We start from the raw sequence: 14,513 nt of genomic DNA, 5'->3' as shown, positions 1-14,513 counted from the left end.
TCGGTTGACTATTTTGGGGCTGCTGCGCAGCCCAACGCAGGGCAAGCCTGCTCGCCACAGGGTTGTCGATGGTATCAGTTAGAGCTGTGCAGCCTTCAATCGTAATAGCCCACTGTTTTTTTCAGTTGATCTGCATACTCGTAAATCTCGTCGATTGATGAAATCGCGTGTCGGGTCTCATTTTTATCTTCGTCAAATATCCCGAGGTACTTTTGGCTGCGATTAAAGTGAAGGCGGCAAATAGGTTTGCGATTGTTGTCGTCCAGCAGTATCCCAAAATAGCTTTGGGTATCTCGTTGAACAATGCGCTTTGCATCGACTACGGAGCGGACGAGGGCGCGAACGATGTGATAACCCTCCAGCTCTTCAAGCGTCGTCAGAATCTTGTCTTCTGACTCGTCCCTGTCCTGCGTATCTGCATTCGCGCTATTTGCGACGGGGATTGATGCCATTGTCGGTTGGATCGCGCCACTCATTGCAGACTTCAGCCGATCATTGATCTGGTCATTCAAAAATTGGGCTAACGCTTTTCGGGTCAATTCGAAAAATTGTTCGCGCACTTTCTGTGTGATTACACCTTCGTAGACACGGGATGCGAAGAATTTCACGAAATCATCTTCTGGCTTGCTAACTTGAGCGCCGATGAGTTTTTTGAGTTGGCTGACGTATTTCAACTCCCCGGCTGCATTGATGATCGAGTCAACATCGAAAGCCGATTTGGTGAGCTTGATCAACTCAGGTACGGCGTACTCATCAATGTCCAGTAGGTCGAGCTCTAGAAATGGCTTTTCGTCCATTTTATTAGGGGCGTCCAAGTCAGTAAAAAACCTGTAGACCTGGCCGTTGGTGAGAATTGAAATTCTTGCACTCGTAACGTGAAAATACCGAAAAAGCTGTGAGGCATGGTTGATGCTCAATGACTCACCGATTTTTTTGCATTCGATGAGTATTTGGACTTCACCTTCTTTCATGATTGCGTAGTCGATTTTTTCACCTTTCTTCGTCCCTACATCACAGACAAATTCTGGCGTCACTTCCTGTGGATCAAATACGTCGTAGCCCAATACGGTGTTGATGAAAGGCATTACGAAAGCATTTTTTGTTGCTTCTTCTGTTTGAATGGCAGGGCCTTGTAACCGAACTTTCGCTGCCAAACTGGTTAGCTTTTCAAAGAAATCCATGGTGAGCCTCTTACCTATTCAGATCCGTGTATAGATGGGATGGCAATTTGATTGCCATCCGATACTAGTCACAAAACCCCACAAAGAGAATGAAGTAAGAGCCAGTTTTGCTTGACTGAAAAAAGCTAAAAAACTGTCTGAAATTTCCTGTCTATTTATCAACAGGTTAGAAGCAGACTACGAGTTTGTGTGTGTTGATGATAGTTTTCCTGGGCTTTTTAGAGCGGCATGTTCAGCCAATTCCTGCTGAATAAACGCCGCAATCATGGCGCGATACACCTGCTCAGTGACCTCAGGGTTGGCGCCCACCGCTTCGGATAACCCCCGCACCTTGGCGATCACCTGTTCGACCCGTTGCGGCGCCTTGACGCCATCGGCGTCTTTCTTAAAGCGCGCAGCCTGGGAAACGTAGTGGCCGCGCTCGGCCAGCAGGGTGACGATTTGTTGGTCGAGGCGGTCGATGTTTTCGCGGACTTGTTCAAGGGAGGTGCAGTTAACAGCCATGTTGAGGGAGCTCCTGATTTCGATGTATTTGGGATATGCACTGGCAAAATGTGGGAGCGAGCTTGCTCGCGAATGCGGTGGGTCAGTCAATACATCATTGCCTGAACGAGCGCTATCGCGGGCAAGCCCGGCTCCCACATTGGATCTGCGGCGGGCGCAGTACTCAAGCCAGGCGCAAAAAATGTGGGAGCTGGCTTGCCTGCGATGGTGGTGGGTCAGCTAAAAATCAATAACTGACACTCCGCCATTGATCGTTCCCACGCCCCACGTGGGAATGCCGCCCTGGACGCTCTGCGTCCGCTTTAAAGGCGTGACGCGGAGCGTCACAGGATGCATTCCCACGCGGAGCGTGGGAACGAGCTGGGGGGGTTAATAGTGATACCACTTCACTTCAAGCATCACTTCATTCACCGGCGTGGAAAGGTGGCTGTACTCACGCTGGGCGCTCAAGCGCAGGCCCAGGTTGCGCGACAACTCCCACTGCTGGTTCAGGCTGATGCTGCGCCGTACTTCGCCATTGGTGAAGAAATCACCCTTGGCCTCAAGGCTCAGATTCCCCAGCGGGTTTTTCCACAGCACGCCGGTGTTGAACCCGGCAGCCGGGGAGATGGCTTCGCTGAAGTCGTTGTTATGCTCCACACGCACGGTGCCGAGGGCAAAACCCAGCATGTCGTCGGTGAGTTGCCAGGTGCCACCCGCGCCGCCGTTGACGTGGGCGACCAGGGTTTCGTCGTCGTGTTTGCCCGGCACGCGCTCCAGGCCGCCGGTCACTTGCCAGGACCACGGTTGCAACAGCGCATTGCGCGGAGTCAGGGAGCGGATGGTGGCCAGGTCGAGTTGTTGCAGTTGCCAGTGGTTGCCTTCGTACTGGCGCAGTTTCATCTGCAAAATTTCAATCTGCGCGCCCAGCGGGAAGCCTTCGGCGTTGTCGTTGAGGTCGTGGTAGGCCATGCGCAGGCCGTATTCGCCAAAGGTTTTGCTGCCTCGGGTGCCGATGCCGGCTTGCCAGGTGCGCGATTCGTGGCCGTCTTCGGGCAGGCCGGGGCGTTCGATCTTGAGGTCGGGCGCCGGGTTCTGGTTGATCGCGCGCAGCAGTTCGAAGCTGCGTTGCGAGCGTTCGGTGTCGCGCTCCAGGCCATTGGCGCGGTAGCGGCCCAGGCGATAGGCCGCGTCGATAATCAGCGCCTGACGCTCGCGGGGCAGGGCTTTGAAGGCCGGTTCCTGCAATTGCTTCTGGTCATCGCTGATTTTCAGCACCCATTGCTGCTCATCGCTATCCAACGGTTTGGCACGTTCCAGTAACTCGCGCTCGCGGGACGGGCGGTAGTCGATCTTCTCCACCAAACCCGCTTCTTTTACGGCTTTGACGGTGTCGGTGGGGATCGCTGTGAGCGGGAATTGCTCGGTCAGGCGCAGGCTTGGGCGCGCCACTTGCAGCAGCTCCAGCAGGCGATAGGAGCAGTTTTCATCGAAGAAGAAGTAGTCGAACTGGATCTGCTTGAGCTCCCACACGTGCTCGACCATGCGTTTGGTCTCGACTTCGGTGAGGTTCAGGCGGTATTCCCACAGGTCGCGGTTCTCGAGGCTGCGGTACTCCGAGAGTTTTTCCTGGTACGGCACCAGCGCGAACAGGCCGGGATAGCCGCCCATCAGGCCTTTCCAGGCGTAGAGGATGCTGTTGTCGGAGCCTTCGATATAGGCGCCGAAGTTGATCGCATAACTGAGCAGCGCGGTGTTGTTGCTCTGCACGTCAGCCTGGTCGATACGCAGCAGGGTGTGGCCAAACATCGACGACGGGCTGTTGAGGTAGGCCGCCGGGAAGATCATCACCGCGCTGTGGGGCGCGACGTCCTTGAACCATTGGGTAAATTCCTTGCACTCCAGCGCTGGCAAATCGGTCAGGTTCAACTGACTCTTGAGCCAACGGGTACGTGCGGGGTAAACGCATTGGGCGTGTTTTTCGCCGAGGCTGGCCGGGGCGTACAGCGCATCCACGGTGGCCTGCAGTTCCTGGTCCGGGTGGTGGGCGCCATCGGGGGCGAGGAAGAACTTTTTGTCGCTGACATAGCTGCGCCAGCCTTTGAGCTTGCCGGCTTCGTAATGGCCCAAAGACAGCCAGAACGGATCGTTGGCCAGTTGCTGCAAACGTTGATCATCAATATGCGGCGCCGCGTACAGCGGGGCGCAGGCGAAGAGTGCCAGCCAGGCAAAGCGTTTGAGCATAAGGGCAACTTAAGTCGGAAGTAGTGAGACCCAAAGGGGAGGCGGGCCCAAAAAATAGAACCAAAAATAAAACCCGCGCCTCGAAAGGCGCGGGCGGGTCGAGCTTAAGCCTGGGTTGCGTATTTGGCCAGGCGGGTATCGCTTTTCAGTACAGCCAGGGTGTTGTTGTGCACGTCGTCGGCGGTCACGTCAGCTTTGCTGAAGATCTGCTGGAAGTGCTCGTGGGTCACGGCCGCGAAGTGCTCGCGATCTTCCGGTGCAACGCCCAGTACCACCGCGTAGGTGGTCAGCGCTTCGCCGTTGCCTTTGGCCATGTCTTCGGACAGCTCGTTCATCATGCCATTCATGGCAATCCAGGACTTGCCGCCATAGGTCAGGGCGCTGTTGGTGCTGCAACCGTTGGTGCCCGAGGTCATGCCGAAGGTGGCGTTACCCGAGGTGCCGTTGGTGGTGGAAGCGAGGAAGTGAGCTGGAGTACCGCGCTGGCCTTCGAACAACATGTTGCCCCAACCGCAGTTCGGGCCACCCGGTGCTTCAGCCATTGCATTGAGGGAGACGACGGTGAAGAGAGTACCAAGAAGGATCCGTTTCATAGCTTTGTTCTCTTTGTGTGCAAACCAATGGACAAGGGTTCAGGCGCATCGCAGCGCCCTAGGGGCCAGTTATTAGTCCAACCCGCGCAGTTTGGAGTTTAGGCACGTTCCCAGGGTTCCGTTATTTTTTATAAAACAATCGGTGTGGTTGTCGAGCGTGGCAGCGATTTTTTTGTAGGACGCACGCCGTGTCTATGCTTTCCCACAGGCTCACCTTGCCAGAGCGCGCAAGCGAGAGCCAGAATGCTGCCATCTGCCCCGCCTGATGTAAGGAAGCCCGATGCCTGATCCTGTTGCTGCCAGCTTGCGTCTAGCGCCCGAAGCGCTGACTCGCCCTTTCTCCGCTGAACAGTTCAGCTTCTCGACCACCAATGATTTGGAGCCCTTTCGCGGTGTGCTTGGCCAGGAACGCGCAGTAGAAGCGTTGCAGTTCGGCGTGGCGATGCCACGCCCCGGTTACAACGTGTTTGTCATGGGTGAGCCCGGTACTGGCCGCTTTTCGTTCGTCAAACGCTACCTTAAGGCCGAAGGCAAACGCCTGCAGACCCCGTCGGACTGGGTCTACGTCAACAATTTTGATGAGCCGCGCGAACCGCGTGCCCTGGAATTACCCGGCGGCGCTGCGGCGGCGTTCATCGCCGATATCAGCGGCTTGGTCGACAACCTTGTCGCCACGTTCCCGGCCGTGTTCGAACACCCGAACTATCAACTACGCAAAAGCGCCATCGACCGCGCCTTCAACCAGCGTTACGACAAGGCCTTGGACGTGATCGAGCGTCTGGCACTGGAAAAAGACGTGGCGCTGTACCGCGACAGCTCCAACGTCGCCTTTACGCCGATGCTCGACGGCAAGGCGCTGGACGAGGCCGAGTTCTCGCAGCTGCCGGAAGTCGATCGTGAGCGTTTCCACACGGATATTTCCGCGTTGGAAGAACGCCTTAACGAAGAACTGGCCAGCCTGCCGCAGTGGAAGCGTGAGTCCAACAACCAACTGCGCCAGTTCAACGAAGAAACCATCACCTTGGCCCTGCAACCTTTGCTGGCGCCTTTGTCGGAAAAGTACGCAGAGAACGCAGGCGTTTGCGGTTACCTGCAAGCGATGCAGGTGTACCTGCTCAAAACCGTGGTCGAGCAACTGGTGGATGACGCCAAGACCGACGCCCAGGCCCGCAAGCTGCTTGAAGAGCAATACTGCCCAAGCCTGGTGGCCGGCCACCCGGTCAACGGCGGCGCGCCGGTGGTGTTTGAACCGCACCCGACCTACGACAACCTGTTTGGCCGTATCGAATACAGCACCGATCAAGGCGCGCTCTACACCACCTATCGCCAGTTGCGCCCGGGTGCGTTGCACCGTGCCAATGGCGGTTTCCTGATCCTGGAAGCCGAAAAAATGCTCGGCGAGCCGTTTGTGTGGGACGCGCTCAAGCGTTCCTTGCAGTCGCGCAAGCTGAAGATGGAATCGCCGCTGGGCGAGCTGGGCCGCTTGGCCACCGTGACCCTCAACCCGCAGATGATCCCGTTGCAGGTCAAGGTCATCATCATCGGCTCGCGTCAGCTGTACTACGCGTTGCAAGACGCCGACCCGGACTTCCAGGAGATGTTCCGCGTGCTGGTGGACTTCGACGAAGACATCCCCATGGTCGACGAAAGCCTGGAACAGTTCGCCCAGTTGCTTAAAACCCGCACGTCGGAAGAAGGCATGGCGCCGCTGACCTCGGACGCGGTGGCGCGGCTGGCCACTTACAGCGCGCGACTGGCGGAACACCAGGGGCGCTTGTCGGCGCGCATTGGTGACTTGTTCCAATTGGTCAGCGAGGCGGACTTTATCCGCCACCTGGCGGGCGACGAGATGACCGATGCGGGCCATATCGAACGTGCGCTCAAGGCCAAGGCCACGCGCACCGGGCGGGTATCGGCGCGGATTCTCGACGACATGCTCGCCGGGGTCATCCTGATCGACACCGCCGGTGCGGCGGTGGGCAAGTGCAACGGGCTAACAGTGCTGGAAGTCGGCGATTCGGCCTTCGGCGTGCCGGCGCGGATTTCCGCCACGGTGTACCCGGGCGGCAGCGGCATTGTCGACATCGAGCGCGAAGTTAACCTTGGCCAGCCGATCCACTCCAAGGGCGTGATGATCCTCACCGGTTACCTGGGCAGCCGTTATGCCCAGGAATTCCCGCTGGCGATCTCGGCGAGTATCGCGCTGGAGCAGTCCTACGGTTACGTGGACGGCGACAGTGCGTCGCTCGGCGAGGCGTGCACCTTGATTTCAGCCCTGTCAAAGACGCCGCTGAAGCAGTGCTTTGCCATCACCGGCTCGATCAACCAGTTCGGTGAAGTGCAGGCGGTGGGCGGGGTCAACGAGAAGATCGAAGGCTTCTTCCGCCTCTGTGAAGCACGCGGCTTGACCGGCGAGCAGGGCGCGATCATTCCGCAGGCCAACGTGGCCACGCTGATGCTCGACGAGAAGGTGCTGCAAGCCGTGCGCGACGGGCAGTTCCATATCTATGCCGTGCGCCAGGCCGATGAGGCGCTGAGCCTGTTGGTGGGCGAGCCTGCCGGTGAGCCGGACGAAGAAGGGCAATTCCCCGAAGGCACGGTGAATGCGCGCGTGGTTGAGCGCTTGCGTGCGATTGCCGAGATGATCAGTGAGGACGATTTGAAAGAGGCAGAGAAGGAGCTGGCGCAGCAGGCGTTGGCCGAAGCCAAGCCAACCTGATTTTTCGTCGCAGTGCAGTCAATGTGGGAGCGGGCTTGCTCGCGAAGGCGGTGTGTCAGTCAGTATCAATGTGTCTGACCGACCGCATTCGCGAGCAAGCCCGCTCCCACATTGGATCAGCGGTGTATCTACAATATCGGTAATTTCGCCACTAAATTGACTCCATTCTCAGGGACCAACGCCCGTTGGTCCCTACAACCTTGGTTTGTACTGGTTTTCTTCTATTCTGACGTTTAGGGATATCCACAGGAGTCGCAGGACAGAGACAGCCTCGCCACGTGATTGAGGCTGAACACCGATCTACCGAGGGTCGCCGCCATGCCGCGCAACCTTTGCCTTACCCGCCAATGCCTGGGCCTGGTCACCCGTATCGAATGCTCCATTCGCCCTCTCGCGGGGGATAACGGGATGTGGACGTTGTTGTTTGCTGCCGGCATGACCGGCGAGCAGCCGTCCACCGTCAAGTCCCAAGGCCCGTTTCATGGGCCTTTTGTGGCAGAAACCATTCTGGGCTCCATCGTCGATAGCCTGACGTTGCATGGCTACGCGCTGGCCGATGACCCGCAGATCTGGTGCCTGCACCTGCAGGCCCATCTGCGACAACTCAATGGCGGGCGAGAGCGATTGGCGCTGTGATGATCGTTCCCACGCTCTGCGTGGGAATGCCGCCCCGGACGCTCCGCGTCCCGCAGTCGGCGCATGTTCAAGCCGTGCACGGGTGACGCGGAGCGTCACGGGATGCATTCCCACGCGGAGCGTGGGAACGATCGTTTACCCACCACTAAGGGTTACTTGCCCTCGGGCTTATCCAGCTTGACCTCAAAACCGTATTGCACGGTGTCGAGGTCGGTGCGTTGGTAGCTTTCCAGGCTGGTCGGTTGGCCGTAGAAATAATGCACGTCAAACAGCGCCGTGCCGTATTCCTCGGCGCGGTGGCTCACGCCGAGGATTTCCTTGAGGTACTTGCCGCTGGCGTCCTTGGCGTAAAAGCGCCAGCTGTCGGCCGGGAATTCCTTTTGGTCGACGATCAGCGCGTTGTCCTTGAGCGACAGGCCCTTAGGCAGCTTGCTCGCATCCAAGGTTTTTTTCTCGATGGTGGCCAGAAACAGCGGCACCGAGCCCACCACGAAGGCCGGGGTTTCCGGGAACAGGTTGAGGTCGTAGGTGAGTGTGCCGCTGCCGGCGTTCAGCTCGAACGCCTCGGTGGGCAGTTCAATCGGCTCGCCGCGCTCGCCTTTTTCATCCGCCGTGAAGAAGGTGATGGGCGCGTCGCTGTTGTTGCGATCAGCACCGACCAGGTCGTCATTGAACGTGAACGGGTGGTCAAACACGATTTTCGCCGCGCTGGCGTCTTCGGTCGACTGGGTGATGGTCACGCTTTTTTTCAGCTGGTCCTCGGTCATGCCGGCGTCTTTGAGCCAGCTGGCGGCGCTGTCGTCGTACACGGTGACCGGCATCGGCAGCGCTTGCACGCTGCTTTGCAGGCTGTTCTTGTCGAAGCGCTGCACCGGCAGGTCCAGGTCTTTGCGGGTGAGGGTGGCGGTAGAGAAGTCCAGGACATCGACCTGCAGCGTGTCGATCAGGCCATTGAAATACACCTTGGCATAGTGGCTGCTCTGTTTGTGCTCGAAGGCTTTTTGCTCGTCGGTGAGTTGCTTTTCAAAGGTATCCGACCAGGCCTTCTGCTTTTGCATCTCGGCCAGTTGTTTCTCGTAGAACGCCACTTGCGCGGCATTTTCGTTGATCGAACCCGAGCGGGTCAGGTACTGCCCTGTACTGTCGCGGGCCTGCACCAGCAAGGGGTTGGGCGATTCATCGCCGACTTCCGGCGCCAGCGGTTCGCTGTTGGTCAGCTCAATCTCGGCGTAGTTCTTCTCAAGCAACAGCAGGTTGAGGGTGATATTGCCTTCGGTGCGCTTGTGACCCACGTCTTTTTTCGACAAGTCGAAGGTCAGCACCTTGCCCGGCGCGACCACCTCAACCGAGCCTTTGAGGCTGACGGGCTGCGGCTGGCTCTTGTTGTCGGTCTCGACGCCTTCGATAAACGGGTAGGTGACGGTCAGGTCATCGGGGTTGGTCAGGTTGGAGCTGCTGGGGCTCAACTGGATACCCGGGTCGGTTTCCGACCATTCCGGCTGGAAGGGGATGACTTTATTGTTGCTCAAGGTCACCGACTGCCATTCCAGGCCGTGGGGAAAGGGAAATTGGTCGGGGCTGTTGAAGCTGAACGGGAACACCGGCTGCAAATCGGTCAGGTAGTCGGAGTGCGAGGCTTTGCGCAGCACGAACAGGCCATTGATATAGGTGTCGACCAAGGCTTGGGGTGTGGGGTAATGCGTGAGCAGGGCCAGGGTGTCTTCGCCGTATTCGGCTTCGATGGGCTTGTTGGCGAGCTTGACCCGCGCCCGTTCCAGCAACAGCAGGGAGCCGCCGAGGTCGGCGATGGCGTCTCTGAGTTTGGGGTCTTGAATGCTGTCCAGCGATTGTTCGAACGTTGCGGTTTTCTCTTCGAGGGTGGCCTGCTTCTGCTCTTCTTTCGGGGAGCAGCCGCCAGCCATCAGCAACACCGCACACAGGCCAAGGGTGGCCAAAGGGGATCGCACATCCGTCATCTGAATCTTCCTGTCCGACATCATCGAGCCGAGTGAGAGGCTCGACACTAGCAGAAAAATTCTCTTACAGATGCCGTACAGATCAGTTTTCTCGTGGTTCCAGCTGTTTGGAGGCGGCTGGTATACTCGCGGCCATTTTTAGCCTGGCTGTGTGAGATCTGATGGAACGCTTTATCGAAAATACGATGTACGCCTCGCGCTGGCTGCTGGCGCCGATTTACCTGGGGCTTTCCCTGGGGCTGCTGATTCTGGCGCTGAAGTTCTTCCAGGAAATCATCCACGTTCTGCCCAACATCTTCACCATGCTGGAATCGGAAGTGATCCTGTTGCTGCTGTCGTTGATCGACATGGCCCTGGTCGGCGGCTTGCTGGTGATGGTGATGATCTCCGGCTACGAGAACTTCGTCTCGCAGCTGGATATCGATGAGAACAAAGAAAAGCTCAACTGGCTGGGCACCATGGACTCTTCGTCGCTGAAGATGAAAGTGGCGGCCTCCATCGTGGCGATTTCGTCCATCCACCTGCTGCGCATCTTCATGGACGCCAAGAACATCGATCCGCAGCATTTGATGTGGTACGTGATCATCCACATGACGTTCGTGATCTCGGCGTTTGCCATGGGTTACCTGGACAAGCTCACCAAGCACTGATGTGCAGCGCCGGCCTTACTGCTCGACGAAGTAGTAAGGCTGGCGATTGATCGCCATTTCCTTGATCACCGTGACTTTCTCGCTCAGCTGCTCGGTGCGGTCCAGCAGCGCCACGTTGCCGGGTTTCGCCGTGAGGTAACTGCGCAGCTCGGCTTCGGTTTGCAGGATCGGCAAGTAAGCCTGCAGGTAGAACACGCTGGCCCCGGCGATGCGCTCGTTGGGCTGGAACAGCACCACGTCTTTGCCTTGTGCCTGGTAGGCCTGTACCTGGCTGATCACCGGCACAAACGACTGGCGCACGTCGGCTTTGGGGGCAAACCAGAAGGCAGCCGCCAAGTAGCAGGCAATCGCCAAGGTGAAAACGCCGCCGATCACCTTGCGGTGGTAGCGATAAATCGCCGGTTTATTGGCTTTAAGCCACTCCAGCAACACCCCGGCATATTCGGCCGCCAGTACGGCGGCAGCGGGCGTGAGAGCCATCAGGTAAACCACGCGCTTGCTCGACGCCAGGGTCAGCAGCGTGAACTGCGCCACCAGCCACACGCTGAAAAACAGACGATAACGGTTACGCACCAGGCTTTTGCGAAAGTGCCACAGGCCCAGGTACACCAGGATGTTCCACGGCAGGAAAGCCTCGGGCAGCTTGGCGATGTAGTAATAGAACGGTTCGTAATGCCCGGCTTCGACGAAGGAGCCGCTGAAGCGCCCGACGCTGTTGGTCCACAGCACCTCAGCCACCGACTGCATACCGCCGCGCTGAAACAGGAAGCCCAGCCAGATCAATAGCGGCACCAGCGCCAGCAAGGTGAACAGCGCCGGCTTGAGCCAGTCGCCAAGGCGCAGGCGTTTATCCATCAGGCTGGTGCTGAGCAAGTACACAAAAATCACAATGCCCGGCATCGCCAGGCCGAGCACGCCTTTGCTCAAGGTGGCGATGACCATGCCGACGGTAAACATCGCCCAGGCCCAACCGCTTGCGCCTTCACGATCAGTGCGCACGGCCTGGTAGAAACCCAGCAGCGCGGTGGTCACGCCGAGGCTGAGCAACGAGTCCTCGCCCACGCCGCGCACATTGCCCCAATAACTGGCCATGGTCGCCAGGATCAGCGCGGCGCAGAACGCCAGGGTTTGCGGCCGCCCGAACTTGCGCAGCATTGCGTAAAACAGCATCACACTGAACAACCCGGCAAACGCCGACGCCAGGCGCACGGCCCAGGTGGTGCCACCAAACAGGCGAATCGCGCCAGCGTCCAGCCATAGGCTCAGGGGTGGTTTTTCCAGAAAGGGTTCGCGAAACAGGCGCGGGATCACCCAGTCATTGTCCAGGTGCATGGCCATGGCGATCCCGGCGACGCGGGCTTCGGTGGAGCCTTGCAGCTCATGGCCGCCCAGGGCGAAAAAGAACAACAGACCAGCGAGAAGAAGGAGCAGCAGAGGAGCGGGACGCGTCATGGTTCTGGCTACCGAAGCAGGGGACCGCTCGGGGGAACGGCCATGTTAATCGGTCAGTATATGTATCCGTTTCTTAACATTTGGTGAACGAGTGTGGGGTTTTTGTAAGGCGCGTTCAGCCGCGTATTCAGGGCAGTTTCAAGCTGGGCAATGCCGCTTTGCCTTGCGCGGTGAGTACCGGCTGCAATTGCGCCCAAGTGAAGCTCAAGTCGTTGTCGCAACCGTCGCCCGTGGCGCGTGTGGACAGTTGCAAGCCTTGGGTGTTGAAGCTCAGGTCGAAGCTGTCGTAGTCGGTGATCGCCGGGCAACCCTCGTCGGTGGTGGTTTGTTTGGCCAGCCAGGCGCTGAAGGTGGCAGGCAACTTCACGTGCCCGGAGTAGACGTCATACCATTGCTGTTGGCCGCCGAGCCAGGTCCACGGGTCGACACGTTCGCCGGTTTGCAGGTTCCAGGAGTGCAGGCCCCAACTGATGCCCCGCGCACCAGTGCCCGCCGCCCAGCGATAAAACTTCACGGTGAGGAATTGCGACGACCAATAGGTTGGCTCGACGTCAATTTCGCTGGTGTAGCCCGAGCCGTTGCGCCCGAGGTATTCACGGCGCTCCTGAAAGTAGTCCGCCTGAGCCTCATCGCTGACAGCCAGGGCAGCGAGTTGCTGGTTGATCTTCCGGATCGCCGGGCTGTCGCCCGCGAGCTTGATCGTGACCTGTGCGCCTTGGGCCTTGAGCAGGTAAGGGTGGTTTTCGAAGCTTTTCTTCTCGGTCTTCACCGGCAGCGGCGCAGCTTCCATGGGCGCATTGTAGGCATCGCTGCCGCAGCCGTCGGTACTGATGCGTTTCAAGGCCAGTGGCAGCGAATTGGCGTCCTTGGTTTTGCTCCAGGCACCGGCGAGCGTATCGCCTTGGGGTTTGTCCAGCGTCCACAACCCGGTATCGCCAGCCTCCACCCACGACGCGTTGTTGTGGGCCTGGGTCAGTTGGATCGGCGTGAGAATGCGCTGGTAGTAGTAACTGCCCTGCTCGCCGTCGGCGCCGTTGAAACAGGCGGTGATGGCGGATTTACCCAGCGTGCCTTGCCACACGCCTGTGAGGTCGGCAGCGTTGGCGAGTAAGGACGTGAAGGCGAGGGCGATGACGGCGAGGGGCTTGAGCACGGGTATCTGACTTCCGGTTGTCTGACAAAGGCTGTCAGGGTAATGGGAATGAGGTGTCTACGAAACCTGGGGCGATTCAAACACCTTCTTTTTGGATAAGGAAACTCTCGGTTTTTATATCCTTAGTCATTAAGAATATTGGTGTTTGCCAGGTTGGCAGGGTACTAATCACCCCGTTGCCCCTTGGCAGTTCGAGCGTTCTACCGCTGCCTAACCAAGGCCTGTAACCCATGCAAAGCCCGAGCATCGAATACACCGACAAACAGCGCTGGTTGGCCCTGACCAAGATCAACACCCTCTCGGCACTCTCGCAGATCGTGCAGATCGGCACCGTCACGCCACTGCTGTCGCTGTCGCTGGAACAGCAAGGCGTGGAGCCGGCCAAAATCGGCGTGATCGTCAGCGCCTCCTGGCTGGCGATCCTGCTGCTGTACAAATGGGTGCCGCGTTTGCTCGCCCACCTGGGGCTGGTCAAAACCAACATCCTCAGTGCGCTGCTCAGCGTTGGCGCACTGATCGGCATGACCTTGACCCACCACCTGGGGCTGATTTTTGCGCTGAATTTTGTCCTCGGTATCGGCCTGATCCTGCGCTGGATCGCCTGCGATACCTGGATCGTCGCCGTCGCCTCCAAAGACGAACGCGGCCGCGCGATCGGCGTACACGAAACCCTCATGGGCCTGGGCATCGCCGTCGGCCCGCTGCTGCTGGTGGCCTTCGGCGTCGGCAGCCCCGCGCCTTACTACGCCTGCGCCGTCATCGTCCTGCTCTCCGGCCTACTGGCACTCACCCTCAAACCCTACGACACCCAACCACAAACCCCGGCAGAAAAACGCCACGGCAAATTATTCAGCCTCATCCCCACCGCCCTCTGCGGCGCATTTATCGCCGGCTTCGCCGAAACCTCATCCGTATCATTCCTGGCCGGCTACAGCCTCTCGGCCGGCTACCTCCTCACCGCCGCGACCCTGCTGATCTCCGTCTTCGGCATCGGCGGCACCCTCCTGCAACTGCCCATCGGCTGGATGGCCGACCGCAGCTCCTACAAAATCGGCCAATTGGTTTGCGGGTTAGTGTTGCTGCTAGGCACATTCGCCATTCCGTTCAGCCAGCCGCTTCCCTGGCTGGCGACGCTCATCGTATTCCTCTGGGGCGGCGCGATTGGCGGCATGAACACCCTGGCCGTGATCGAGGCCGGGGATCGGGTGGGGGAGCATCAGGTGTCTACGGCGATGACGGTGATTGCGATGTTTTATACGTTGGGGAGTGTGTTGGGGCCGATTGCGACGGGGGCGATGGTTTCTTATGTGAGTGGGCATGGGTTGATGATATCGGTGGGGGTGGTGGGGGTGGTTTTTGTGGGGGTGTTGGTGTTGCGTAGAGATCCGGGGCGAGGGTGATTGGGGGGGATTTCAGGTACAAAAAA

General features: G+C 58.7%; 11 protein-coding genes. 4 read left to right on the top strand and 7 right to left on the bottom strand.

The features are described from left to right. Window positions 1-95: 95 nt before the first annotated feature. From K0H48_RS23180 to K0H48_RS23165, 4 genes are all read right to left on the bottom strand, one after another. The gene (locus K0H48_RS23180) at window positions 96-1,181 is read right to left on the bottom strand and encodes a type I restriction endonuclease (RefSeq protein ID WP_219269346.1); all 1,086 of its coding nucleotides are present in this window, start codon (window positions 1,179-1,181) and stop codon (window positions 96-98) included. A gap of 177 nt (window positions 1,182-1,358) precedes the next feature. Continuing rightward, the gene (locus K0H48_RS23175; RefSeq protein WP_219269345.1) at window positions 1,359-1,685 is read right to left on the bottom strand and encodes a chorismate mutase; all 327 of its coding nucleotides are present in this window, start codon (window positions 1,683-1,685) and stop codon (window positions 1,359-1,361) included. Window positions 1,686-2,054: 369 nt separating this feature from the next. After that, window positions 2,055-3,908, bottom strand: coding sequence for a DUF4105 domain-containing protein (locus tag K0H48_RS23170; RefSeq protein WP_219269344.1), 1,854 nt, complete (start codon window positions 3,906-3,908; stop codon window positions 2,055-2,057). A gap of 104 nt (window positions 3,909-4,012) precedes the next feature. Then, window positions 4,013-4,501, bottom strand: a complete 489-nt coding sequence (locus tag K0H48_RS23165; protein ID WP_003215845.1) for a DUF3015 domain-containing protein — start codon at window positions 4,499-4,501, stop codon at window positions 4,013-4,015. A gap of 280 nt (window positions 4,502-4,781) precedes the next feature. Here K0H48_RS23165 and K0H48_RS23160 point away from each other — a divergent pair, with 280 nt between their 5' ends. Further along, window positions 4,782-7,220, top strand: a complete 2,439-nt coding sequence (locus tag K0H48_RS23160; RefSeq protein ID WP_219269343.1) for a Lon protease family protein — start codon at window positions 4,782-4,784, stop codon at window positions 7,218-7,220. A gap of 318 nt (window positions 7,221-7,538) precedes the next feature. Continuing rightward, window positions 7,539-7,856: a hypothetical protein gene (locus K0H48_RS23155; protein ID WP_219269342.1), complete on the top strand. Its 318-nt coding sequence runs from the start codon at window positions 7,539-7,541 to the stop codon at window positions 7,854-7,856. Window positions 7,857-8,008: 152 nt separating this feature from the next. Here K0H48_RS23155 and K0H48_RS23150 read toward each other — a convergent pair whose 3' ends face one another. Further along, window positions 8,009-9,832: a hypothetical protein gene (locus tag K0H48_RS23150; RefSeq protein ID WP_219269341.1), complete on the bottom strand. Its 1,824-nt coding sequence runs from the start codon at window positions 9,830-9,832 to the stop codon at window positions 8,009-8,011. Window positions 9,833-9,993: 161 nt separating this feature from the next. Here K0H48_RS23150 and K0H48_RS23145 point away from each other — a divergent pair, with 161 nt between their 5' ends. After that, a complete protein-coding gene (locus tag K0H48_RS23145; protein ID WP_056858242.1) occupies window positions 9,994-10,482 on the top strand; it encodes a TIGR00645 family protein in 489 nt (162 codons plus the stop codon). A gap of 15 nt (window positions 10,483-10,497) precedes the next feature. On the opposite strand, the gene K0H48_RS23140 is transcribed toward K0H48_RS23145, so the two are convergent. Then, window positions 10,498-11,934: a glycosyltransferase family 39 protein gene (locus K0H48_RS23140; protein ID WP_219269340.1), complete on the bottom strand. Its 1,437-nt coding sequence runs from the start codon at window positions 11,932-11,934 to the stop codon at window positions 10,498-10,500. A gap of 127 nt (window positions 11,935-12,061) precedes the next feature. Beyond that, complete coding sequence (locus tag K0H48_RS23135; protein ID WP_219269339.1) at window positions 12,062-13,087, bottom strand: hypothetical protein; 1,026 nt, start codon at window positions 13,085-13,087, stop codon at window positions 12,062-12,064. A gap of 230 nt (window positions 13,088-13,317) precedes the next feature. Here K0H48_RS23135 and K0H48_RS23130 point away from each other — a divergent pair, with 230 nt between their 5' ends. Beyond that, window positions 13,318-14,487 (top strand): MFS transporter, encoded by a 1,170-nt coding sequence (locus tag K0H48_RS23130; protein ID WP_219269338.1) that lies wholly within the window; start codon window positions 13,318-13,320, stop codon window positions 14,485-14,487. The last annotated feature ends 26 nt before the right edge of the window (window positions 14,488-14,513 follow it).

This window comes from Pseudomonas sp. Xaverov 259, from assembly GCF_019352915.1.
Lineage (GTDB): Bacteria > Pseudomonadota > Gammaproteobacteria > Pseudomonadales > Pseudomonadaceae > Aquipseudomonas.
Note: the sequence above shows the minus strand (reverse complement) of the source record. Positions and strands in the feature narration are given on the sequence as shown.

What these genes read in the sequence shown, in the direction of transcription:
- K0H48_RS23145 (WP_056858242.1), top strand. Translation starts at nt 9,994, where the DNA reads ATGGAACGCTTTATCGAAAATACGATGTACGCCTCGCGCTGGCTGCTG.
- K0H48_RS23140 (WP_219269340.1), bottom strand. Translation starts at nt 11,934, where the DNA reads ATGACGCGTCCCGCTCCTCTGCTGCTCCTTCTTCTCGCTGGTCTGTTG.
- K0H48_RS23180 (WP_219269346.1), bottom strand. Translation starts at nt 1,181, where the DNA reads ATGGATTTCTTTGAAAAGCTAACCAGTTTGGCAGCGAAAGTTCGGTTA.
- K0H48_RS23130 (WP_219269338.1), top strand. Translation starts at nt 13,318, where the DNA reads ATGCAAAGCCCGAGCATCGAATACACCGACAAACAGCGCTGGTTGGCC.
- K0H48_RS23165 (WP_003215845.1), bottom strand. Translation starts at nt 4,501, where the DNA reads ATGAAACGGATCCTTCTTGGTACTCTCTTCACCGTCGTCTCCCTCAAT.
- K0H48_RS23155 (WP_219269342.1), top strand. Translation starts at nt 7,539, where the DNA reads ATGCCGCGCAACCTTTGCCTTACCCGCCAATGCCTGGGCCTGGTCACC.
- K0H48_RS23170 (WP_219269344.1), bottom strand. Translation starts at nt 3,908, where the DNA reads ATGCTCAAACGCTTTGCCTGGCTGGCACTCTTCGCCTGCGCCCCGCTG.
- K0H48_RS23150 (WP_219269341.1), bottom strand. Translation starts at nt 9,832, where the DNA reads ATGACGGATGTGCGATCCCCTTTGGCCACCCTTGGCCTGTGTGCGGTG.
- K0H48_RS23160 (WP_219269343.1), top strand. Translation starts at nt 4,782, where the DNA reads ATGCCTGATCCTGTTGCTGCCAGCTTGCGTCTAGCGCCCGAAGCGCTG.
- K0H48_RS23175 (WP_219269345.1), bottom strand. Translation starts at nt 1,685, where the DNA reads ATGGCTGTTAACTGCACCTCCCTTGAACAAGTCCGCGAAAACATCGAC.